The sequence below is a fragment of the Rhodococcus sp. NPDC055112 genome (assembly GCF_053607505.1).
Genome location: NZ_JBSGTR010000082.1, coordinates 1 through 21,124, shown reverse-complemented (window position 1 = coordinate 21,124; position 21,124 = coordinate 1). Strand labels below are relative to the sequence as shown.

Below are 21,124 nucleotides of genomic sequence, written 5' to 3'. Positions count from 1 at the left end.
GGCACGTGAAGTGCCGCTCCGGCGCCAGATCACCAGCGGTAGTGCGCGAACGCCTTGTTGGCTTCAGCCATCTTGTGGGTGTCCTCGCGACGCTTCACGGCTGCACCGAGGCCATTGCTGGCATCCATGAGCTCGTTGGCGAGACGCTCGACCATGGTCTTCTCACGACGTGCACGCGAGAAGGTCACCAGCCAGCGCAGGGCCAGCGTGGTGGAGCGGCCGGGGCGGACCTCGACCGGCACCTGGTAGGTGGCGCCACCGACACGGCGGCTGCGCACCTCGAGGGCGGGCTTGACGTTGTCCAGCGCACGCTTGAGGGTGACGACCGGATCGGTGCCGGTCTTCTCACGCGCCTGCTCGAGGGCTTCGTAGACGATGCGCTCGGCGGTGGACTTCTTGCCGTCCAGCAGGATCTTGTTCACGAGCTGCGTGACCAGCGGCGACCCGTAAACGGGGTCGTTGATCAGCGGGCGCTTGGGAGCGGGGCCCTTACGTGGCATTAGCTCTTCTCCTTCTTGGCGCCGTAGCGGCTGCGTGCCTGCTTGCGACCCTTGACACCCTGTGTGTCGAGGGAGCCGCGGATGATCTTGTAGCGAACACCCGGGAGGTCCTTCACACGACCGCCACGGACGAGCACCATCGAGTGCTCCTGGAGGTTGTGGCCCTCACCGGGGATGTACGCCGTGACCTCGACCGAGCTGGTCAGGCGGACACGCGCGACCTTACGGAGCGCGGAGTTCGGCTTCTTCGGGGTGGTGGTGTACACGCGGGTGCACACACCACGACGCTGCGGGCTTCCCTTCAGGGCAGCGGTCTTGAGCTTCGCGACCTTGTCGCGACGCCCCTTTCGGACCAGCTGGTTGATGGTTGGCATATACCGGCTTTCTTCTGTCGACCGACCTGCGCTCGGCAGGCCTGGCCGTTGTGTAATTAGGGATCTAGCAGTTGGAGCAAGAAAACGCTGCTCCTCACCCGTCCCTCGACCCCGAGGTCGGGCGTGTCGCATACCCCCACACAGGCAGCCGAATGCTCGTCTCTGAGGAGAGCGCGCGCGCGGCCTTACCTTGCTAGGCACACAAATCGACCCGGGCAGGCCGGGCACGACCCACAACGATACCCGGCGGCGCGCCTTCAGGTCAAAGCGAGTCGATCGGTGGTAACGGCCCGTGCCGGGTCAGGACAGGGCGACCGGTTGCTGCTCCCCCGACCGCCTGCGATGCAGGACCGAATCGAGATCCGCGGCCCACTGCTTGATCAGCTCGGCCCGCCGCTTGGAGTCGTCGGTGAGCACATCGGCCAGGCCGAGCCCGCGCGCCAGGTCGAGAGTGAGCTGCACCCATCGATGCGCGATGAGGTCGCCGTCCTCGACCCTGAGCATGGCGACCGCGGTCCGGTGCGCGACCCGACCGAACTTCTCCTCCAGCGGCAGCACCCGCTCCCGCAATGCCGGATCCGAGGCGGCGGCGGTCCACACCTGCAGGGCCGCCTTGAACAGGGTGCCGGTGTAGTACTCCACGAGGCGGGTGACGATCGCCTCGGTGCGGCCAGGCCCGGCGGGCAGGCCGGTGGCCTCCAGCCGGGCGGCCTCCATCCGGCTGTCGAACATGAATTCGAGCGCGGCCGTGATCAGGTCCTCGCGCGTCGGGAAGTGATGCTGGGCGGCGCCGCGGGACACACCCGCACGCTTGGCGACCACACCGACCGTGGTCGCGGCCCAGCCCTGGTCAGCGAGGCAATCGATGGTCGCCTCGAGCAACCGCTGCCGCGTCAGCCGGCTCCGATCCTGCTGCGGTTCACGCATTCGGCACCTCCCGCCCCCAATGTAAATTTCCGTTATCTTTACGTTATCTTCGCCACAAAGGCCTTGCCTCGGCCGTTACCTGCCGGTACGAAGGTTCCCGGTGCACCTGATGCGCCCCTATGAGAATCACCGAACACAACCAAGGAGCACATCATGGGTTCTGCAGAATTCGCTTCCGCATTCGACGCCATCAGCACCTTCGCCGGCGCGATCGGCGACCTGACCGGTGGACTGGGCACCCTCGTCGGTTCCGTCGACGGGCTCGTCAACCCGAAGGCCTGATCGCCTTTTCGTAACACCCGACAGGACCCGCGCTCGACTACTCGAGCGCGGGTCCTGTCGTATCCGGCCACCATCTACTCCTCGACGTCCTTGCTATTCGCTCGGTGCCCAGGCAGGCGGACGGCGCTGGAAGAAGGCGGTCATGCCCTCGACGGCCTCCGGCGATCCGAACAGTCTCGCCGACTGCGCGGCGAGCTCCTCACCGTAACGGTCGAAGTCGACGAGCATCCGCGCGGTGGTCAGCCGCTTCGACTCGGCCAGTCCCTGCGGGGACGCCAGCGCGAGCTCCGCGCAGACCTCCGCAACGGTCACCCCGGCGTCCTCCGACGCGATGGTGATCAGGCCGAGACGTTCGGCCTCGGCCGGACCGAACTTCTCGCCGGTCAGGAAATACCGGCCCGCTGCTCGGGAGGTCATCCTGGGCAGCACCGTGAGCGAGATGATCGACGCCGCCAGCCCCAGCCGCGCCTCGGTGAGCGCGAAGGTGCTCGACGGACCGGCGATCGCGATGTCGCACGCGCCGACCAGCCCCATCCCGCCGGCACGGACGTGACCGTCGATGCGGGCGACGATCGGCTTCGGCAGTTCGAGGAACTCCCGCAGCAGCTCGGTCATCTGAGCCGTGCGCCCCGCCGCCAGCTCCGCCGGGTCGGCGTCCGATGCTCCGCCCGCCTCCGACAGATCCGCGCCCGCGCAGAAGGTACCGCCGGTGTGGGTGAGCACCACCGCGCGGACCGAGTCGTCGACCGCCGCGTCCGCCAGCGCCTGGCGGAGTTCGCCGACCAACCGCGAGGAGATCGCGTTGCGGTTGTGCGGCGAGTCCAGGGTGACGGTGGCGAACCCGCCCGCGACCTCGGAGCGGACGTAGGGCGCGCTCGTCTCGGGAACCGTCATGGTCAGTACGACCTCGGCAACCCGAGCGAGTGCTGGGAGACGAAGTTCAGGATCATCTCCCGGCTCACCGGCGCCACTCGCGCGATCCGGGCGGCCCCGAGCATGGCGGCCAGTCCGAATTCCTTGCTCAGGCCGGCACCACCGTGCGTCTGGATGGCCTGGTCGAGTGCCTTGATGCTCGCCTCGGCCGCCGCGTACTTCGCCATGTTCGCGGCCTCGGCCGCGCCGAAGTCGTCGCCGCTGTCGTAGAGGAACGCGGCCTTCTGCATCATCACCTTCGCCAGTTCCAGCTCGATCTTCGCCTGGGCGAGCGGATGCGCGATGCCCTGGTGCGCCCCGATCGGGGTCTTCCAGACGGTGCGCTGCTTCGCGTACTTGACCGCGGCGTCGATCGCGTACCGGCCGACACCGATCGCCATCGACGCACCGAGGATCCGCTCCGGGTTCAGGCCGGCGAACAGCTGCATGAGTGCGGCGTCCTCCGATCCGACCAACGCCTCACCCGGCACCCGGACCTCGTCGAGGAACAGCGTGAACTGGTGGTCCGGCTCGATGACGTCCATTTCCATCGGCGTCTTGACGAAGTTCTCGGTGTCGGTCGGCACGATGAACAGCGCCGGCTTGAGCTTGCCGGTCTTGTGGTCCTCGGTCCGCGCCACGATCAGCACCGCGTCCGCCTGGTCCACGCCCGAGATGAAGATCTTGTTCCCGGTCAGGATCCAGTCGGCGCCGTCGCGGCGGGCCGTGGTCGTGATCTGGTGCGAGTTGGAGCCCGCGTCGGCCTCGGTGATCCCGAACGCCATGATCTTGCTGCCGTCGGCCAGGCCGGGCAGCCACTGCTGCTTCTGCTCATCGGTGCCGTACTTGCCGATGATGGTGCCGCAGATCGCGGGCGAGACCACCACGAGCAGCAGCCCCGCGCCGTGCGCGGCCAGCTCCTCCTGCACAAGGGCGAGCTCGTAGATGCCCGCTCCCCCGCCGCCGTACTCCTCCGGCAGGTTGACCCCGAGGAAGCCGAGCTTGCCCGCCTCGTTCCACAGCTCCGTCAGCGGCTCGCCCCTGCGCGAGCGCGGCAGCACGTAGTCGACGTAGTTGAAGCGCTCGCCGAGCTTGGACACCGCCGCGCGCAGTGCCTTCTGCTCGTCGCTCTCGATAAAACTCATGCCGATTCCTCTTCCGTCTCTTCAGGTTCAACAATGGCAAGGACAGACCCGACGTCGACCTGCTGGCCGACCGAAACCGGGAGCTCCACGAGCACACCCGACGCAGGAGCGGTGATGGTGTGCTCCATCTTCATCGCCTCGAGCCAGACGATCGGCTGGCCGAGGGTGACCGAATCGCCCTGCGCGGCACCGAGGCGGATGACCGCGCCCGGCATGGGCGCGAGCAGCGAACCCGCCGCGACGATCGTCGCCGGGTCGACGAACCGCGGGGTCGCCGTCAGGGCGACGGGCCCGAGCGGCGAGTCGACGAAGACCTCGTCGCCGTACCGGGCGACGTCGAAGGTCCGGCGCATGCCCGCCACCTCCAGCACCACCGCGTCCGCGGTGGCGGACACCAGCGAGACGTGCTCGAAGGCCTCGGCGCGAAGGCCGCCGCGCGTGAGCAGGTACCGGATGTCGTACTCCCCCGACGCGCTCACGTACTGCTTGAGCTGCGGCTGCGACGTCAGGTTCCGCCACCCGCTCGGGATCCGGCCGTCGACCCGCGCCGCCGCCCGGTTCGCCGCGGCATCGGCCAACGCCGCCGCAAGCGCGGACAGCGCCTCGGCATCCGGATCGGCCAGCGGCCGCGCCAGGGTGTCGAGCCCGTGGGTGTCGAAGAACGCGGTGTCGGTGTCCCCTGCCAGGAAGGCCGGGTGCCGCAGGATGTTCACCAGCAGATCCCGGTTCGTCCGCAGGCCGTGCAGCGCTGTACGGGCCAGCGTGGAGGCGAGCAGCTGCGCGGCCTGTCCACGGGTCGGCGCGAACGAGATGACCTTGGCGAGCATCGGGTCGTAGTGCACCCCGACGACCGAGCCGGCCACCACGCCGGAGTCCAGTCGCACGCCCTGACGGTCCAGGACCGCGAATTCCTCCACCGTGCCGGGGAGTTCGATGCGGTGCACGGTCCCGCTCTGCGGCTGCCAGTTCTTCGCCGGGTCCTCGGCATAGAGCCGGACCTCGATCGAGTGTCCGCGCAGCGCCGGGGGTTCGGCAGGCAGCGCGACGCCCGCCGCGACCTGCAACTGCAGGTCCACCAGGTCGAGTCCGGTGGTGCACTCGGTGACCGGGTGCTCGACCTGCAGCCGGGTGTTCATCTCGAGGAAGAAGAACTCGCCGCGCTCGTCCGCCAGGAACTCGACGGTGCCCGCTCCCTCGTAGCCGATGGCGTTCGCCGCCAGCCGCGATGCCTCGAAGAGCCGCTCACGCATGCCGGGGGTCCGCTCGACCAGCGGGGACGGGGCCTCCTCCACGACCTTCTGGTGCCTGCGCTGGATGGAGCACTCACGCTCGCCCACCGCCCACACCGTGCCGTGCTTGTCGGCCATCACCTGAACCTCGATGTGCCTGCCGGTCTCGAGGTAGCGCTCGCAGAACACCGTCGGATCACCGAAGGCCGACTGCGCCTCGCGCCGGGCAGCCTCCAGTTCGCCTGCCAGCGCTGACAACTCGCGCACCACGCGCATGCCGCGTCCGCCACCACCAGCCGACGCCTTGATCAGCACGGGCAGGTGTGCCTCGGTGACCTCGTCGGGCGCGAGCTCGGCCAGGACGGGAACGCCTGCGGCGTCCATCAGCTTCTTGGACTCGACCTTGGAGCCCATCGACTCGATGGCCTTGACCGGCGGGCCGACCCAGGTCAGGCCCGCGTCCTCGACCGCCTGCGCGAATCCCGCATTCTCCGAGAGGAATCCGTAACCGGGGTGGATCGCGTCGGCGCCCGCGGCACGCGCCGCGTCGATGATGAGGTCGGCCCGGAGGTAGGTCTCGGCAGGGGTGTTGCCCGGGAGCCGGATCGCCGCGTCGGCCTCGGCCACGTGCGGGCTTGCCGCGTCTGCGTCGGAGAACACCGCGACGGTGCCGATGCCGGTCCGGCGCGCGGTCGAGAACACTCGCCGCGCGATCTCGCCGCGGTTTGCCACCAGAACGGACTGGATCGCCGGTCCGAGCGAAGCGTTGGGGGAAGTCATCACGGTCTGCCTCACATGCGGAAGACGCCGAAGTTCTCGGTGCCTTGGATCGGGGCGGAGGCAATGGCCGACAGGCACATTCCCACCACCGTGCGGGTATCACGCGGATCGATGACGCCGTCGTCGTACAGCCGACCGGACAGGAACATCGGCAGCGACTCGGCCTCGATCTGGTTCTCGATCATGGCGCGGATGCCGGCATCGGCTTCCTCGTCGAACGCCTGCCCGCGGGCCTCCGCGGAGGCCCGGCTGACGATGGAGATGACGCCTGCCAACTGTGCGCCGCCCATGACCGCGGACTTCGAACTCGGCCAAGCGAACAGGAATCGGGGATCGAAGGCCCGGCCGCACATTCCGTAGTGGCCGGCTCCGTAGGAGGCGCCGAGCAGGATCGAGATGTGCGGCACCTTCGAGTTCGCGACGGCATTGATCATCATCGAGCCGTGCTTGATCATCCCGCCCTCCTCGTACTCCCTGCCGACCATGTACCCGGTCGTGTTGTGCAGGAACAGCAGAGGGGTGTTGGAACGGTTCGCCAGCTGGATGAACTGGGTGGCCTTCTGGGACTCCTCACTGAAGAGCACCCCTCGGGCGTTCGCGAGGATGCCGACCGGGTAGCCGTGCAGCTCCGCCCAGCCGGTGACCAGCGAGGATCCGTACATCGGCTTGAACTCGTCGAAATCGGATCCGTCGACGATGCGGGCGATCACCTCGCGCGGGTCGAAGGGGATCTTCAGGTCCGCCGGGACGATGCCGAGGAGCTCCTCCTGGTCCGCCAGCGGCTCGATCACCTCCGCCCGGGGGGCCGGTCCCTCCTTCTTCCAGTTCAGCCGCTTGACGATGCTTCGGCCGATGCGGATCGCATCCTGCTCGTCGACGGCGAAGTAGTCGGCTAGACCCGACTTGCGCGCGTGCATCTCGGCGCCGCCGAGCGACTCGTCGTCCGACTCCTCGCCGGTGGCCATCTTCACCAGCGGCGGGCCGGCGAGGAACACCTTGGAGCGCTCCTTGATCATCACCACGTGATCGGACATGCCCGGGATGTAGGCACCGCCCGCGGTCGAGTTACCGAACACCAGGGCGATCGTGGGGATCCCGGCCGCGGAGAGCTGGGTGAGGTCGCGGAACATCCGCCCTCCCGGGATGAAGACCTCCTTCTGGGTCGGCAGGTCCGCGCCACCGGACTCGACGAGCGAGATCACCGGCAGTCGGTTCTGCATCGCGATGTCGTTGGCCCGGAAGCCCTTCCGCAGCGTCCACGGGTTGCTGGTGCCGCCGCGGACGGTCGGATCGTTCGCGACGATCAGGCACTCCACCCCCTCCACGACACCGATGCCAACCACGGTGCTGGCGCCGACGGGGAAGTCGCTTCCCCACGCCGCGAGCGGGCACAGCTCCAGGAACGGCGAATCCGCGTCGATCAGCAGCTCGATCCGTTCACGGGCGAGCAGCTTGCCCCGCTTGTGGTGCCGCTCCACGTACTTCTCGCCGCCGCCTGCCAGCGCCTTGGCGTGCTCGGTCTCGAGCTCGGCGAGTTTGGCGTTCATCGTCTCCACCGCGGTCGCGTACACCTCCGACCCGGTGTCGAGGGTGGACCTGAGAACCGTCATGACTGATACCCCAATCGCTTTGCCGCCAATCCGGTGAGGATCTCGGTGGTGCCTCCACCGATCCCCAGGATTCGCATGTCCCGGTATTGCCTTTCGACTTCGCTTTCGCGCATGTAGCCGAGCCCGCCGAACAACTGCACCGCCTGGTTCGCCACCCACTCGCCCGCCTCGACGGCGGTGTTCTTCGCGAAGCAGACCTCGGCGATGAAGTCCTGTTCCGATTCCAGCGAGCGCTCGACGAGCGCACGGGTGTACACCCGTGCCACGTCGACCCGGCGTGCCATCTCGGTGACTGTGTTCTGCACCGACTGCCTGCTGATCAACGGCCTACCGAACGTCTCCCGGTCCCGGCACCATTGCAGGGTCAGGTCCAGGCACCGCTGGGCGCTCGAGTAGGCCTGGGCGGCAAGCGCGATCCGTTCGGTGAGGAAGGCCTGCGCGATCTGCTGGAAGCCGCTGTTCTCGGCGCCGACCAGATTCTCCGCCGGAACCCGGGCGTCCACGAAGGACAACTCCGCGGTGTCGGACGCCAGCCAGCCCATCTTCTCGAGCTTGCGCGTGACCTCGAAGCCGGGCGTGCCCTTCTCGATGACGAGAAGCGACACCCCGGCCGCTCCTTCCCCTCCGGTGCGGACGGCGGTGACCACGAAGTCGGCGCGGCAGCCGGAGGTGATGAAAGTCTTGGCTCCGTTGACGACGAAGTGGTCGCCGTCCCGAACCGCCTTGGTCCGCAGGTGTCCCACGTCCGAGCCGCCGCCGGGCTCGGTGATCGCCAGCGAGCCGATCAGCTCGCCCGCGAGGGTGGGCCGCACCCAGCGGTCGATCTGGCTCTCGTCGCCTGCCGCGACGAGGTGCGGCAACGCGATGCCCGAGGTGAACAGGGAGGCGAACAGGCCGCCCGACCCGCCCGCGTAGTGCATCTCCTCGCAGATGGTCACGGCGTCGACGAGATCGCCGCCGGATCCGCCGACCGACTCGGGGAACCCGGCGCCGATCAGCCCGAGTGCTCCAGCCTTCTTGTGCAGCTCACGCGGCAACTCGCCGTGTCGCTCCCAATCGTCGAGGTAGGGCAGCACGTCCTGCTCGGCGAATCGGCGAACCGTCTCGCGCAACGCCTTTCGCTCGTCGGTGGTCCACACGCTCACAGTGTTCCTCCCAGGGGTTCATCGCCGAGCAGAAGCTCTTCCGGAATGTCGATGTGCCTGGCACGCAGCCACTCCCCGAGGCCCTTGGCCTGCGGATCGAATCGGGCCTGCGAGGCGACCCCTGCCCCGAGGATGCCCTCGATGACGAAGTTCACCGCGCGCAGCTTCGGGAACAGGTGTCGGGTGACCGGCAGCTCCGCCGCCTCCGGGAGCAGCCGCCCGAGCTCCTCCACCGTGAGCGTGTTGGCCAGCCAGCGCCACTGTTCTTCGGTACGAACCCAGACTCCGACGTTCGCATTGCCACCCTTGTCGCCACTGCGGGCGGCCGCGATCGTACCGAGCGGGACACGGATCGTCGGCGTCGTCGGCAACGGTTGCGGCAGTACGGGATCGGCCACCGTGGCCAGTTCCAGAGTCGGCCCGCCCTTGGCGATCGGGATCCTGGTGCCGTTGGACAGGACCGCGGTGTGCGGCACCTCGGCGGCGTCCACATAGCCGGGGGTGAACACGGCGTACGGCTGCCCGTTGGACGGCGGCGCGGTCAGGCTGAAGCCCGGGTAGCTGGCCAGCGCGAGCTCGACCGAAACGGACGAGAAGGCGCGACCGACGACGTTCGGATCCGGATCGCGAACGACGCAGCGCAACAACGCACTCGCCGTCTCCTCGGTGTCCGCGTCCGGGTGGTCGGTGCGCGCGAGGGTCCACGTCATCTCGGCCGGCTTGGTGGTCATCCACGCCTCGAACTGCGTGCGGGCGAGCTCGGCCTTCGCCTCGATGTCCAGGCCGGTGAGGATCATCGTGAACTCGTTGCGGAACCCCGCCAGTGCGTTGAGGGAGACCTTCAGCGTGGGCGGCGGCGCCTCTCCCCGCACCCCGCTGATGCGGACACGGTCGGGTCCGTCGGAGGTGAGTTCGAGGGAGTCCATCCGGGTGGTGACGTCCGGTCCGGCGTAGCGGCCGCCGGTGATCTCGTAGAGCAGCTGGGCCGTGACGGTGCCGACGCTCACCGCACCCCCGGTGCCCGCGTGCTTGGTGATGACCGAGGATCCGTCGGCGTGGATCTCCGCGATCGGGAATCCGGGTCGCCCCATGTCGGCGATCTCGGTGAAGAAGGAGTAGTTGCCACCGGTCGCCTGCGTGCCACACTCGATCACGTGCCCCGCCGCGACGGCTCCGGCGAGCTGGTCGAAATCCGTTCGTCCCCAGCCGAAGTGCGCAGCCGCGGGTCCGACGATCACCGACGCGTCGGTCACCCGGCCGGTGACCACGACGTCCGCGCCCGCGCCGAGGCATTCGACGATGCCCCACGCACCGAGATAGGCGTTGGCCGTCAGTGGAGCGGGCGCGCCCGGCGCTCCGGTCAGTCCCAGCTCCGCCGCCCTGGCGATCAGGTCATCACCCTCGACATGGGCGATGACCGCGCCGAGACCGAGCCGTTCGTTCACCTCACGCAGCGCCTGCGCCAGCCCGGCCGGATTCAGCCCGCCCGCGTTGGCGACGATCTTGACGCCCTTGTCCAGCGCCAGCCCGAGGCAGTCCTCGGCCTGACGGAGGAACGTCTTGGCATAGCCCCTTGAGGGATCCTTCATCCGGTCGCGACCGAGGATCAGCATCGTCAGCTCGGCAAGGTAGTCGCCGGTGAGGTAGTCGAGTTCGCCGCCCTCGAGCATCTCCCGCATCGCCGAGATGCGGTCTCCGTAGAAGCCGGAACAGTTTCCGATCCGGACCGGGTTTGTCATGCGTCCACCTTCGGGTCACGGCCCGCGCCGGGAGGGCCGGCGAAGACCTGGGCGATTGCGATCCACGCGGTGGCATCGGGTCCCACCGCGGTCAGGTCCAGATCCGCCGGGTTCGCTCGCTGGGTGACCAGCAGGCAGAAGTCCGCGGCGGGGCCGGTGACGCGCTGCGCCGCGTCCTCGGGGCCCCAGGTCCAGATGTCGTCGCCCTCCGGGGCCGTCAGCTCGAACCGGAACTCCTCGGCAGGCGGGGTCAGCTCGTTCACTGCGTACGCGAAGTCACGGGTACGCACACCGAGATGCGCGATGCTGCGCAGTCGGTTGGTCGGCGGGACGTCGACGCCGAGAGCCGCGGCGACGTCCTGCCCGTGCGCCCAGGTCTCCATCAGCCGGGCAGTGGCCATCGACATCGCACTCATCGGCGGGCCGTACCAGGGCAGCTTGGTGCCGCTCGGCACCGCGGCGAGCGCCTCGGCCAGCGCGGTCCGACCGGAGCGCCAGTCCGCCAACAGTTCGGCGGGCGGCCTGGCGGCCTCGACCTCGGCTGCCTCGTCAACGAACCCGAGGGGGTTCTTCCATGCCTCGGCGAGCGACTCGGCGAAGCCCTCGGGATCGGTAACCGCCATCAGCGAGGTGCGATCCGTCCAGGCCAGGTGCCCGATCTGGTGGGCGATCGACCAGCCCTTGGCGGGCGTCGGACCCGCCCATTGTTCGTCGGTCAGACTCGCGACCAGTGCGTCGAGGTGATCGCCCTCCACCCGCAGGTCCCCGATGGTGATACTCAGATCGGCCATGAATTCTCCTTGAGAGGTGCTGCGACCAGCATCACACCGTCGGCGATAAAAATCAAGCACGCTTGCTTGTTATTGACCGGCAACCGCCCCGACACGAACGCCCAGCGATTTCCCGCGATTCTCGCACCCCGCGCGCGCCGATGGGGTTTGATGCTCGGAAGCAAAGCGGTCGTCCAGTTTGCTCGTGGAGACCCCCTCGCCCCTCGGCGACGCGCGGCCGCCGCACCCCCAGCCCCGCCCTACGCTCGGCGCCCGTTAGATGATCGAACTACATTGCGCCACAATCAATTACGCGCCCAGAACAGTCATTCGATTCCGCTACACCGCGGGTATCCCGTGCGGTAGAACTGGTGCGCGCCGAGCACCGGGGTGCGCTTTCATCCATCGACCCGAGGAGACATCCATGCCCGCGTTCGACTTACCCGCCCTGTTCTCCCCGCAGGCGCAGGACAACTTCACCGGCAGCACCATCGGCCTACCCTTCGGCTTCCAGCTCCCGATCGGCAGCTGATTCCCTAGCACGGGCGCCCCGCAGGCAAGGCTGAACCCAGGGAATGAGATGTTGGTCACGTTGATGCCAATTTGTGACCAGTCCGAGATCTCGTCCGGTAGAACTACAGCACGCGCGCAATTCTCGGCGCATGACCATCGAGAAGAACACAGGGAGCATTCATGCCGTCTTCGTCCGAACTCTCCACGCTTTTCGGCGCCCTCAGCACCATCTTCGGCATCCTCGGATCCTCGGATACCTCGGATGGCGGCTCCAGCAAGTAAGTCATGTGAACACACTGTGGGGGCTGCCGGCGACTCGGCAGCCCCCACAGTGCTGTCCGAGGGTTTCGGAACTCGAATTCTCTCCACCGCAACGCATTTGACCGACGCGCCGCGACAGCGGAGACGGATTGCGGAATCGATCCCGCGCCCGCGGTGCGTGCGGTAGAACTGGACGCGCGCCCGGTTGGACGGCGCGTCCCCAGTACATGAGAAGAACACCAGGAGCCGAGCAATGAACCTGAGCGCGTTGATCACGACCCTGCTGGACCTCGTCGGCCCCGCCGAGACGACGACCACGGACGGAAACTTCGTCGGCAGCAGCACCGGTCCCACCGGCAGCACCTTCCCCTGATCGACACGCGCGGGTCTGCGCGCCGAGCGCGCGGACCCGCGCACTAGCCGGGCGACCCGGTCAGTAGCCCTGGCGCAGCAGCAGCGGCGTACTCGGCACCGGGATCTCCGAACCCGCGCCTGCCAGCCCGTCCAGCACGCCCTGCGACCAGGCCACCAGGCCGGCGACGTCGAGACCGTGCGGAGCGCCCGTCTCGAATCCGCGGATCCGGTCCTGGCCGCGAAGGAGCAGCGACTGGGCGCCGACGACATTGCCGCGCAACAGATGCGTCAGACCCACCGCGAGCTGAGCAAGCCCCTGCCAGAGCTCGCGTTCAGACTCCGGCGCCGCCTTCCACGAACCCTCGAGCACCTCGTGTGCATGGAACGGCATGCCCGCATCCAGCAGACGCTGGGCCTCCGCAATCGCCTCCGCAGGCGTCAGCAGGACCTCCTCCTGCACCCGCGCGACGCCCTCGGCGCCGCGCGGCAACGGCCTCCCCAACCCGTCGCGGGGTCGCGCATTGAGCGGCCTGCCCCGGCCGTCACGTTCCCGCTGCTGCATGCCTCCAACTGTAATGAAGCCGTTGGAACTCACAGTCGAACCCTTGTCCAAGTAACTGTGAAAGCTAGTACCGTCTACGTATGGCCGACAGGGCCGACATCGGTACGAGGAGAGACATGGGCACCATTCACATCACCGCGGTCGCGAAGGTTCCGGTGCACGCCGGCTTCGCCTATGTGGACGACTACAAGAATGTGCCTGCGTGGATGTTCGGGGTGACCCGGTTCGAGCCGGTCGGCGAGCAGATACAGGGACTCGGAGCCACCTTCGACGCCACCATGCAGCTCGGCCCCAAGTCCCTGAACTCGAGGGTCACGATCACCGAGTGGGAACGGGACCGGGTGATCACGCTGGCCTCGGTCGACGGGATCTCGAACTCGTCGACGTGGCGATTCGCCCCGGCGACCGACGACAGCACCGAGATGACGGTGGACTTCGAGTACTCGCTGCCTGGCGGACTCGCGGGCAAGGTGCTCGCGAAGATCGTCGAGCCGATCGTGGGAACGGCCATCAAGCACACCGAGTCCACCCTGCGTCGCCGGGTCGAGGAGCTCGCGCGCACCGACGCCGCGGGCTGATCCCGCCTCCGTGGCGTGCTTCACCCGGCAAACGATCGGTGACAGCGCGCCACGAGCGGACGACGATGGTCCTGGAGGGACGCATCCGCCGTTTCTTCAGACGCGGGAGAGGGCCCATGTCCACAACGCAACCGGTCGCCGAGGCCGACGCTCTCGCCCAACGCCTCGTCGAGGCCGCGCTCGGCACCGTCGACGTGCTGTCCATCCATCTGGGCGACCGCCTCGGCTGGTACCGGAGTCTGCGGGTCGACGGTCCGGCGACGCCGGACGAACTCGCCGCCCGCACCGGCACCCACCCTCGGTACGCGCGCGAATGGCTGGAACAACAGGCCGTGACGGGTCTGATCGAGGTGGGCCCCGACGAACCCCGGCGATTCACGCTGCCGCCTGCGGCGGCCGAGGTGCTCACCGATGGGTCCAGCCTCGCCTACCTCGCGCCGCTGGCCCGGATGCTCTGTTCCGCGGCCGAACAGATGCCAGCACTGCTCGAGGCGTATCGATCCGGCGGCGGGGTCGGCTGGGCGCAGTACGGGGCCGACGCCCGCGAATCGCAGGCCGAGATGAACCGCCCCTGGTACGAGCGGGCCCTGCCGGAGGCCCTGCGGTCGGTTCCCGACCTGGATGCGCTGCTGCGCGAGCCCGGCGCCCGGATCGCCGACCTGGGCTGCGGCGGCGGCTGGTCGACGATCGCACTCGCCCGGGCGTACCCGGCGGCCACTGTGGACGGGTACGACATCGACGCGGCCTCGGTGCGACTGGCCTCGGGCAACGGCGACGCGAACCCGGACGTCACGTCCCGCGTCGCCTTCCACTGCGGCGATGCCGCCCGGCTACCCGCGGCGGCCTTCCGCTGCGTGTTCGCCTTCGAGTGCGTGCACGACATGCCCGACCCGGTCGCGGTGCTCACCGCTGCCAGGCAGTCCCTGGCCCCAGGGGGCCGCGTCGTCGTCATGGACGAGGCGGTCGCCGGCTCCTTCGACCCTCCCGGCGACGAGACCGAGCGACTGATGTACGGCTTCAGCCTGCTCATCTGCCTGCCGGACGGAATGAGCCACCGGCCGACCGCCGCCACAGGAACCGTCATGCGCCCGGACACCCTGCGCAGCTATGCGTTCGAGGCGGGCTTCACCGGATTCGAGGTACTCCCGATCGACGGCTTCGGGTTCTGGCGCTTCTATCAACTGACGGCCTGACGACCTCGCCGCCGCCACCGAATACGGGTGACGGCGGCGAGAGAGAATCGGCGAGTGCTCGCCGTCGCTGCGCTGGGTCAGGCGCTGAGCAGGCCCTTCGCGATGTGCGTCACCTGGATCTCGTTGCTACCCGCGTAGATCATCAGCGACTTCGCGTCGCGCGCGAGCTGCTCCACCTTGTACTCGGCCATGTAGCCGTTGCCGCCGAACAGCTGGACGGCCTCCATGGCGACCTCGGTGGCGGCGCGCGAGGAGTACAGCTTCATCGCCGACGCCTCCGCCAGGGTCACCTTGTTGCCTGCGGCGGTGCGCTCGATCGCGTTGAACACCATGTTCTGCACGTTGATCCGAGCGACCTCCATCTCCGCCAGCTTGAGCTGGATGAGCTGGAACTGGGCGATCTCCTTGCCCCACAGCTTGCGGGTCTTGGCGTAGTCGATGCACAGCCGGTGGCACTCGTTGATGATGCCCAGCGCGAGCGACGCGATGCCGATGCGCTCGGCCGCGAACGACTCCTTCGCGCTCTCCTTGCCGTCGCCCTTGGCCGGGTTCTCGGTCTCGCCGAGCAGGCGGTCCTTGCTGATGCGGACGTTGTCGAAGAACAGCTCGCCGGTGGGCGAGGAGTTCATGCCCATCTTCTTGAAAGCCGGGCTCTGCGTGAAGCCCTCCATGCCCTTGTCCAGCACGAAGCCGAGCACCTTGCGGTCGCGCCGGTCGACGGAGGAGTCGCCCTCGTCGAGCTTGGCGTAGACGATGGTGACGTCGGCGTACGGGCCGTTGGTGATGAAGGTCTTCTGGCCGTTGAGGATGTAGTCGTCACCGTCGCGGCGGACGTAGGACTTCATGCCGCCGAAGGCGTCCGACCCGGAGTCGGGCTCGGTGATCGCCCACGCGCCCACCTTCTCCATCGTGACGAGCTCGGGCAGCCAGCGCTTCTTCTGCGCCAGGGTTCCGCGGCTCCGCAGCGTGCCGACCGTCAGGCCGAGGCTCACGCCCATCGACGCGACCAGGCCGAGGCTCACACCCGCGAGTTCGCTGTTGAGGATGACGCCCATGCTGCCCGCGCCGCTGAAGCCACCGCCCTTCTCCCCGGACTCGGGGACGGTCTCGCCGCGCTCGCGCGCCGCCTCCTTCGCGAAGGCCTTCTCGAGCGCCTCGCTCGCCATCTCGTCCATGCCGAAGGTCGAGTACATCTTCCTGATGATCTCGAACGGGGGCAGCTCGCCACTCTCGAGCTTGTCGACGTGCGGCTTGATCTCCTTCTCGATGAAGCCACGCAGGGCGTCGCGGAACATCAGGTCGGTGTCAGACCACTCGTACATGTCGGGAACTCCCCTTGATCGGCGGATCGTGCGCTACGTGCGGCACGGAAGACGGCGCCGCGACTGCGCGGACACTCACCCCAAATATAGAACACGTTCTTGTTTTGGGACAGCATCCAGCCGGGCGAGCCCGGACCGGACGGCGGACGCGGGCGCGGCCGTCGACCCTGGACAGACCGATTTTCCGGGGAGCACACTGGCACCGGCGAGAGGATCCGCGATGGCCGAACCCCGAATCGAACCCGCCGCGCCCGACTTCCACGCGTGGGGACCGCAAGGAAGGCAGGCGTGATCACCCGGTACCGGCTGGCCTACCGGCTCGGCTTCACGCCGTGGGAGTGGGCAGGCCGGTCGATCGGCACACAGCTGACCGCGTTCCTCGACGGCCAGGACGCGTCGGCGGGACCACCGGGAAAGGCCCTCGACGCGGGGTGCGGGACCGGCTCCCACGCCATCGAATTGGCCCGTCGCGGCTGGCGGGTGACCGGAATCGACGCCGTGCCGCTGGCGGTGACCCGCGCCCGAGCGCGGGCCGCAGAGGCCGGGGTCGAGGTGACGTTCGTGCTCGGCGATGTGACCGAACTCGAGAAATCGGTCGGCCGCGGATATCGATTCGTGCTCGACATCGGGTGCTTCCACGGTCTCACCGCAGGCGAGCGGGACCACTACGCCGGCGAGCTCACCCGGATCACCGAGCCAGGGGCGAGCCTGCTCATGTTCGCTTTCGGCCCCGGCCGACGGGGACCACTCCCCCGCGGCACGGACCGCGCCGAGGTGGAGCGAACGTTCGCCGGGTGGCGGATGATCTCCGACGTCGCGGACACCGGCGCGCTGCCGCCATCGGTCCTGCGAGCGAACCCACGCTGGTTTCACCTCGCACGGTCCTGAGGTGGGCGGGTGTCGACCTCGCCCTCAGGCCACCGCGGGCCGGTCTCGCCTGCTGGTCTTCCGATGGTGCTTGCGCCCGGTCAGCGCCCAGCGCCGATCGGCAACCCGGGTGGTGCGGTGGTGGCGTTCGATGGTGAACTCTGTGATCGGTAGCCGCTCCAGCAGGCGGATGTCCGCACACGGGTCGCCGTTCACGCCCTGCTCGAGCAGCGAGAACGCCGTGTGGTTCACGGCGTGGATCGCGAGCCGGAGCGCGTCGAGCGCGGTCGGTCGCGGTCCGAATCTGGCGAGAGTGTGCCTACCCTGCACGGTGGTTCCGACCACCGCATAGAAGTGCCATTCCCCGGCGTACTCCGAGTCGCCCGAATCCACGGGCTCGCCTGGCTGGTGTGTGGGACCGGATACAGTGCCCATCTTGCGCCTTCTTCCGTCTTCCGGTGTGGCGTCTCTACGACGGTAACGCGGGCCACCGACACCGTCCGTGTGCCTCGCCGGTGCGCGATACGGGTTTTCTCCGGCTTTTCCCCTGCGAACCGGGGAGCCGTCGACGTGGCACCATCGCATTCACGCACCACAAGTGATTCGTCACCCACACCGGGAGTGATTGCTCGTGACCCTTTCTCTCGACGAGGCCGCGGAAACCCTGGCCGCGCAGCCGTTCAGCACGCTGGTCGGTGCCCGGTTGACGGCCTTCACCGACGGCGCCGCCACCCTCACGATCCCGATCCGACAGGAACTGCTGCAGCAGCACGGGTTCGTACACGGCGGTGTGCTGTCCTACGCGGCGGACAACGCGCTCACCTTCGCGGCGGGCAGCGTGCTCGGCCCGAGCATCGTCACCTCGGGGTTCAGCATCACCTACCTCCGTCCCGCGACGGGTACCGCGTTGCGCGCGGAGGCGACCGCGGTGAGTTCGGGCCGCAGACAGGCACTGTGCCGCTGCGAGATCTATGCGGACACCGAGTCCGGGCCGGTGCTCTGCGCCGCCGCCCAGGGCACCGCCTCGGTCATCGACCTCGACCGGACCGCCACCACCGCATGAGCGCCGGGGCCACCGTGATCGGCGGCGGTGTGATCGGGCTGACCTGCGCGCTCGAACTCGCGCGGGCCGGACACGACGTCACCGTGCTGACGGCCGATCCGGCAGAAGAGACGACCTCCGCGGTCGCTGCGGCGATCTGGTTCCCCTACGAGGCGGCACCCGCCGATGCCGTGCTGCGCTGGTCGACAGAGTCCGCGGCGGTGTTCGCCGGCCTCGCAGCGGACCCCTCGGCGGGGGTGACCCTGCGAACCGGCACCGTGCTCGAGCGGTCCGCTGCGCCGGACCGCTGGTGGACCCCGGCCGTGCCGGGGCATCGGGTGATCCCGGGCGAGGAATTGCCGTCCGGCGTGACGAGCGGGGTGCGCTGCACGGTCCCGGTGATCGACATGGGCCGATACCTGCCGTGGCTGGCCCGCCGGTGCGAGGCCGCGGGCGTGCGGGTGATCAGGAGACGGGTCGACGACCTCGCGGAGGTCACCGGCGAGCTGATCGTGGTCGCGGCAGGGCTGCGGTCGGCCGCGCTGACCGGGGACGCCCCACTGACCCCGCTGCGCGGCCAGGTGGTGCGCGTGGCCAATCCGGGGCTGACCGACTGGCTGATCGACGACGACAACCCGGCCGGGATGGCCTACGTGGTGCCTCGGTTCGAGGACGTGGTGTGCGGCGGCACCGCCGAGCCCGGATCCTTCGACACGGCCGTCGATCCCGAGGCCGAACGCGCGATCCTCGAGCGGTGCTACGACCTGGTGCCCGAACTGCGGGGCGCTCCGATCCTCTCCCGCGGCGTCGGCCTTCGTCCGACCCGGCCCTCGGTGCGACTGGAGGCGCTACCCGGCGCGCGCCGGATCATCTGCTGTTACGGGCACGGCGGCGCCGGGGTGACCCTCTCCTGGGGCTGCGCGCGCGAGGTGGCCGCCCTGGCGGGCCGAGCCTGACTACTGTTGAGCCAGTCGCAGTTTCGTCGTCAACCGCTCGAGCTCGGCGAGCTCCTCCCTGTCGAGGGCGGTGCCGACGTGGCGCCGGATCTGCGCGGCGTGCCGCCTGCCGATGCTGCGCTGCATGGCTCGCCCCTGCTCCGTGAGCGCCACGATCGTGCCCCGCCGGTCGTGCGGATCCGGCAGCCGATCCAGCAACCCGGCCTGCTCGAGTCGCTCGACCATGCGGCTGAGGGACGGCTGGGTCAACAGGATCTCCCGGTTCAGCTCGTGCAGTCGGGCCCGTTCGTCCTGGCGGCGACTGAGCGTGAACAACACGTCGTACTCGCGGCGGCCGAGGGGATCCCAGGCGTCGGCCGACTCGAACCGCCGCATCAGTGCCACCTGCGCACGGAACAGCGCCTCCCATGCGTCGGCGGCCAGCTCGGTGGTGCTGCGCGGCCGCCCGCCGCCGGACGGTTCAGCGGGCGGCATCGGTCGACGCCTCGAGGGTGTCGACGCGACCGTTCCGCTGCGCCAGCAGGCTCGCGTGCGTCGGCGGGTTCTCCGGCACGTGGGCCGGACGCCGGGCCGCGAACTCCCGTCGCAGCACCGGGGCGACCTCGGAGCCGAGGAGGTCGAGCTGCTCGAGCACCGTCTTCAGCGGCAGGCCCGCGTGGTCGACGAGGAACAGCTGGCGCTGGTAGTCGCCGAAATAGTCCGCGAAGGCCAGCGTCTTCTCGATCACCTGCTCGGGCGTGCCGACGGTCAGCGGCGTCTGCTCGGTGAACTCCTCCAGCGAGGGTCCGTGACCGTAGACCGGCGCGTTGTCGAAGTAGGGCCGGAACTCCGCGACCGCGTCCTGCGAGTTCTTGCGCATGAACACCTGTCCACCGAGGCCGACGATGGCCTGGTCGGCGCTGCCGTGCCCGTAGTGCTCGAACCGCTCGCGGTACAGGTTGATCAGCGCGATGTAGTGCTCCTTGGGCCAGAAGATGTTGTTCGCGAAGAAGCCGTCGCCGTGGAACGCGGCGATCTCGGCGATCTCCGGGCTGCGGATAGAGCCGTGCCACACGAACGGCGCGATCCCGTCGAGCGGACGCGGCGTGGACGTGAAACCCTCCAGCGGGGTGCGGAACCGGCCCTGCCAGTTCACCACGTCCTCGTCCCACAGCCGACGCAGCAGCTGGTAGTTCTCCAGCGCGAGCGGGATGCCCTCGCGGATGTCCTTGCCGAACCAGGGGTACACGGGCGCGGTGTTGCCGCGGCCCATCATCAGGTCGACGCGGCCGTCGGCGAGATGCTGCAGCATCGCGTAGTCCTCGGCGATCTTCACCGGGTCGTTGGTCGTGATCAGGGTCGTCGAGGTGGACAGGATCAGATTCTCGGTCTTGGCGGCGAGGAATCCGAGCATGGTCGTCGGCGAGGACGGCACGAACGGCGGGTTGTGGTGCTCGCCTGTCGCGAAGACGTCGAGACCCACCTCCTCCGCGTGCTTGGCGATGGTCGTCATCGCCTTGATGCGCTCGTGCTCGGTCGGCGCCCGTCCCGTGGAGGGGTCCGGCGTGACATCGCCGACGCTGAAGATTCCGATCTGCATGGTGACTCCCTCGAGCTGAATGAACACGTCCACTATTTCAATACGTTTGCATGAACTTCCAACCGCCCCGGACTCCGGGGTATTCCGCCCTCACACACCACCCCCTTGGCGCGGCGGATAGGGGAAGCCGGACCGATCGGGGCAGCCGCCACCCTGCCCCGATCGGCACCCCCTAATCACCCCCTAATCCGCCGTCACTTCCGCCGATCGGCCGGGCATCCGGCGTACCAATGGGACTCGACGCCGACCGGCGTCGCTCACCACGCGACAGGAGTACTCATGTCCTTCTCTGCCCTCTTCTCGTCCCTGTTCTCCTCGGTGTTCGGTGGCCAGTTCGACAGCGGCTCGCTCGGCGGCACCATCGGCGGCGGCGCCGGCGGCGGCGCGAACGGCGGCGGCGCAGCCGGATTCGAGTCCTGATCCGCCCCGCGGCCGTGGCCTAGGGGGCACGAAACGACGATGGCCCGCACTCCCCCTCGGGGAG

22 protein-coding genes are annotated in these 21,124 nt (G+C 68.7%); 7 read left to right on the top strand and 15 right to left on the bottom strand.

Annotated elements, in window-relative coordinates; translation table 11 throughout:
• Positions 1–29 precede the first annotated feature (29 nt).
• From rpsG to ACWFRB_RS24545, 3 genes are all read right to left on the bottom strand, one after another.
• On the bottom strand, positions 30–500 hold the full coding sequence (gene rpsG, locus ACWFRB_RS24555; protein ID WP_027500619.1) for a 30S ribosomal protein S7: 471 nt from the start codon (positions 498–500) through the stop codon (positions 30–32).
• On the bottom strand, positions 500–874 hold the full coding sequence (gene rpsL / locus ACWFRB_RS24550) for a 30S ribosomal protein S12 (protein WP_027500620.1): 375 nt from the start codon (positions 872–874) through the stop codon (positions 500–502). The genes rpsG and rpsL overlap by 1 nt, the downstream gene beginning before the upstream one ends.
• A 300-nt stretch (positions 875–1,174) precedes the next feature.
• Entirely contained in the window at positions 1,175–1,801 is a 627-nt protein-coding gene (locus ACWFRB_RS24545; protein WP_452643844.1) for a TetR/AcrR family transcriptional regulator, read from the bottom strand.
• 153 nt (positions 1,802–1,954) lie between these two features.
• Here ACWFRB_RS24545 and ACWFRB_RS24540 point away from each other — a divergent pair, with 153 nt between their 5' ends.
• Entirely contained in the window at positions 1,955–2,083 is a 129-nt protein-coding gene (locus ACWFRB_RS24540) for a hypothetical protein (protein ID WP_257017258.1), read from the top strand.
• A 93-nt stretch (positions 2,084–2,176) separates the two neighbouring features.
• Here ACWFRB_RS24540 and ACWFRB_RS24535 read toward each other — a convergent pair whose 3' ends face one another.
• From ACWFRB_RS24535 to ACWFRB_RS24500, 8 genes are all read right to left on the bottom strand, one after another.
• Entirely contained in the window at positions 2,177–2,977 is an 801-nt protein-coding gene (locus tag ACWFRB_RS24535) for an enoyl-CoA hydratase family protein (RefSeq protein WP_452643843.1), read from the bottom strand.
• A gap of 2 nt (positions 2,978–2,979) precedes the next feature.
• The gene (locus ACWFRB_RS24530) at positions 2,980–4,140 is read right to left on the bottom strand and encodes an acyl-CoA dehydrogenase family protein (RefSeq protein WP_452643842.1); all 1,161 of its coding nucleotides are present in this window, start codon (positions 4,138–4,140) and stop codon (positions 2,980–2,982) included.
• Positions 4,137–6,149 carry an ATP-binding protein gene (locus ACWFRB_RS24525; RefSeq protein WP_452643841.1) on the bottom strand — a complete coding sequence of 671 codons (2,013 nt, stop codon included), beginning with the start codon at positions 6,147–6,149 and terminating at the stop codon, positions 4,137–4,139. The genes ACWFRB_RS24530 and ACWFRB_RS24525 overlap by 4 nt, the downstream gene beginning before the upstream one ends.
• Positions 6,150–6,160: 11 nt before the next feature.
• Positions 6,161–7,759 carry an acyl-CoA carboxylase subunit beta gene (locus ACWFRB_RS24520; RefSeq protein WP_452643840.1) on the bottom strand — a complete coding sequence of 533 codons (1,599 nt, stop codon included), beginning with the start codon at positions 7,757–7,759 and terminating at the stop codon, positions 6,161–6,163.
• The gene (locus ACWFRB_RS24515; RefSeq protein WP_452643839.1) at positions 7,756–8,904 is read right to left on the bottom strand and encodes an acyl-CoA dehydrogenase family protein; all 1,149 of its coding nucleotides are present in this window, start codon (positions 8,902–8,904) and stop codon (positions 7,756–7,758) included. Before ACWFRB_RS24515 ends, ACWFRB_RS24520 begins: the two co-directional genes overlap by 4 nt.
• Entirely contained in the window at positions 8,901–10,643 is a 1,743-nt protein-coding gene (locus ACWFRB_RS24510; RefSeq protein ID WP_452643838.1) for an acyclic terpene utilization AtuA family protein, read from the bottom strand. The genes ACWFRB_RS24515 and ACWFRB_RS24510 overlap by 4 nt, the downstream gene beginning before the upstream one ends.
• The gene (locus tag ACWFRB_RS24505) at positions 10,640–11,434 is read right to left on the bottom strand and encodes a TIGR03084 family metal-binding protein (protein WP_452643837.1); all 795 of its coding nucleotides are present in this window, start codon (positions 11,432–11,434) and stop codon (positions 10,640–10,642) included. Before ACWFRB_RS24505 ends, ACWFRB_RS24510 begins: the two co-directional genes overlap by 4 nt.
• Positions 11,435–12,620: 1,186 nt before the next feature.
• A complete protein-coding gene (locus tag ACWFRB_RS24500) occupies positions 12,621–13,103 on the bottom strand; it encodes a DUF309 domain-containing protein (protein WP_452643836.1) in 483 nt (160 codons plus the stop codon).
• A gap of 116 nt (positions 13,104–13,219) precedes the next feature.
• On the opposite strand from ACWFRB_RS24500, the gene ACWFRB_RS24495 reads away from it, so the two are divergent.
• Together ACWFRB_RS24495 and ACWFRB_RS24490 are read left to right on the top strand one after the other, a co-directional pair.
• Positions 13,220–13,681, top strand: coding sequence for an SRPBCC family protein (locus ACWFRB_RS24495; protein ID WP_452643835.1), 462 nt, complete (start codon positions 13,220–13,222; stop codon positions 13,679–13,681).
• 116 nt (positions 13,682–13,797) lie between these two features.
• Positions 13,798–14,874, top strand: coding sequence for a class I SAM-dependent methyltransferase (locus ACWFRB_RS24490; protein ID WP_452643834.1), 1,077 nt, complete (start codon positions 13,798–13,800; stop codon positions 14,872–14,874).
• A gap of 77 nt (positions 14,875–14,951) precedes the next feature.
• On the opposite strand, the gene ACWFRB_RS24485 is transcribed toward ACWFRB_RS24490, so the two are convergent.
• Entirely contained in the window at positions 14,952–16,196 is a 1,245-nt protein-coding gene (locus ACWFRB_RS24485; RefSeq protein ID WP_452643833.1) for an acyl-CoA dehydrogenase family protein, read from the bottom strand.
• 264 nt (positions 16,197–16,460) lie between these two features.
• On the opposite strand from ACWFRB_RS24485, the gene ACWFRB_RS24480 reads away from it, so the two are divergent.
• Positions 16,461–17,084, top strand: a complete 624-nt coding sequence (locus tag ACWFRB_RS24480) for a class I SAM-dependent methyltransferase (RefSeq protein ID WP_452643832.1) — start codon at positions 16,461–16,463, stop codon at positions 17,082–17,084.
• Positions 17,085–17,108: 24 nt separating this feature from the next.
• Here the strand turns inward: ACWFRB_RS24480 and ACWFRB_RS24475 are convergent, their stop codons facing one another.
• Entirely contained in the window at positions 17,109–17,498 is a 390-nt protein-coding gene (locus ACWFRB_RS24475; RefSeq protein WP_452643831.1) for a hypothetical protein, read from the bottom strand.
• Positions 17,499–17,688: 190 nt separating this feature from the next.
• Between ACWFRB_RS24475 and ACWFRB_RS24470 the strand changes: the two genes are divergently transcribed.
• Both ACWFRB_RS24470 and ACWFRB_RS24465 read left to right on the top strand, forming a co-directional pair.
• Positions 17,689–18,126: a PaaI family thioesterase gene (locus tag ACWFRB_RS24470; protein ID WP_452643830.1), complete on the top strand. Its 438-nt coding sequence runs from the start codon at positions 17,689–17,691 to the stop codon at positions 18,124–18,126.
• Complete coding sequence (locus ACWFRB_RS24465; protein ID WP_452643829.1) at positions 18,123–19,061, top strand: FAD-dependent oxidoreductase; 939 nt, start codon at positions 18,123–18,125, stop codon at positions 19,059–19,061. The genes ACWFRB_RS24470 and ACWFRB_RS24465 overlap by 4 nt, the downstream gene beginning before the upstream one ends.
• Here ACWFRB_RS24465 and ACWFRB_RS24460 read toward each other — a convergent pair whose 3' ends face one another.
• On the bottom strand, positions 19,062–19,535 hold the full coding sequence (locus tag ACWFRB_RS24460) for a MarR family winged helix-turn-helix transcriptional regulator (RefSeq protein ID WP_452643828.1): 474 nt from the start codon (positions 19,533–19,535) through the stop codon (positions 19,062–19,064).
• Positions 19,522–20,640, bottom strand: a complete 1,119-nt coding sequence (locus tag ACWFRB_RS24455) for an LLM class flavin-dependent oxidoreductase (protein WP_452643827.1) — start codon at positions 20,638–20,640, stop codon at positions 19,522–19,524. The genes ACWFRB_RS24460 and ACWFRB_RS24455 overlap by 14 nt, the downstream gene beginning before the upstream one ends.
• Before the next feature lie 279 nt (positions 20,641–20,919).
• Between ACWFRB_RS24455 and ACWFRB_RS24450 the strand changes: the two genes are divergently transcribed.
• The gene (locus ACWFRB_RS24450) at positions 20,920–21,060 is read left to right on the top strand and encodes a hypothetical protein (RefSeq protein ID WP_452643826.1); all 141 of its coding nucleotides are present in this window, start codon (positions 20,920–20,922) and stop codon (positions 21,058–21,060) included.
• Positions 21,061–21,124 lie beyond the last annotated feature (64 nt).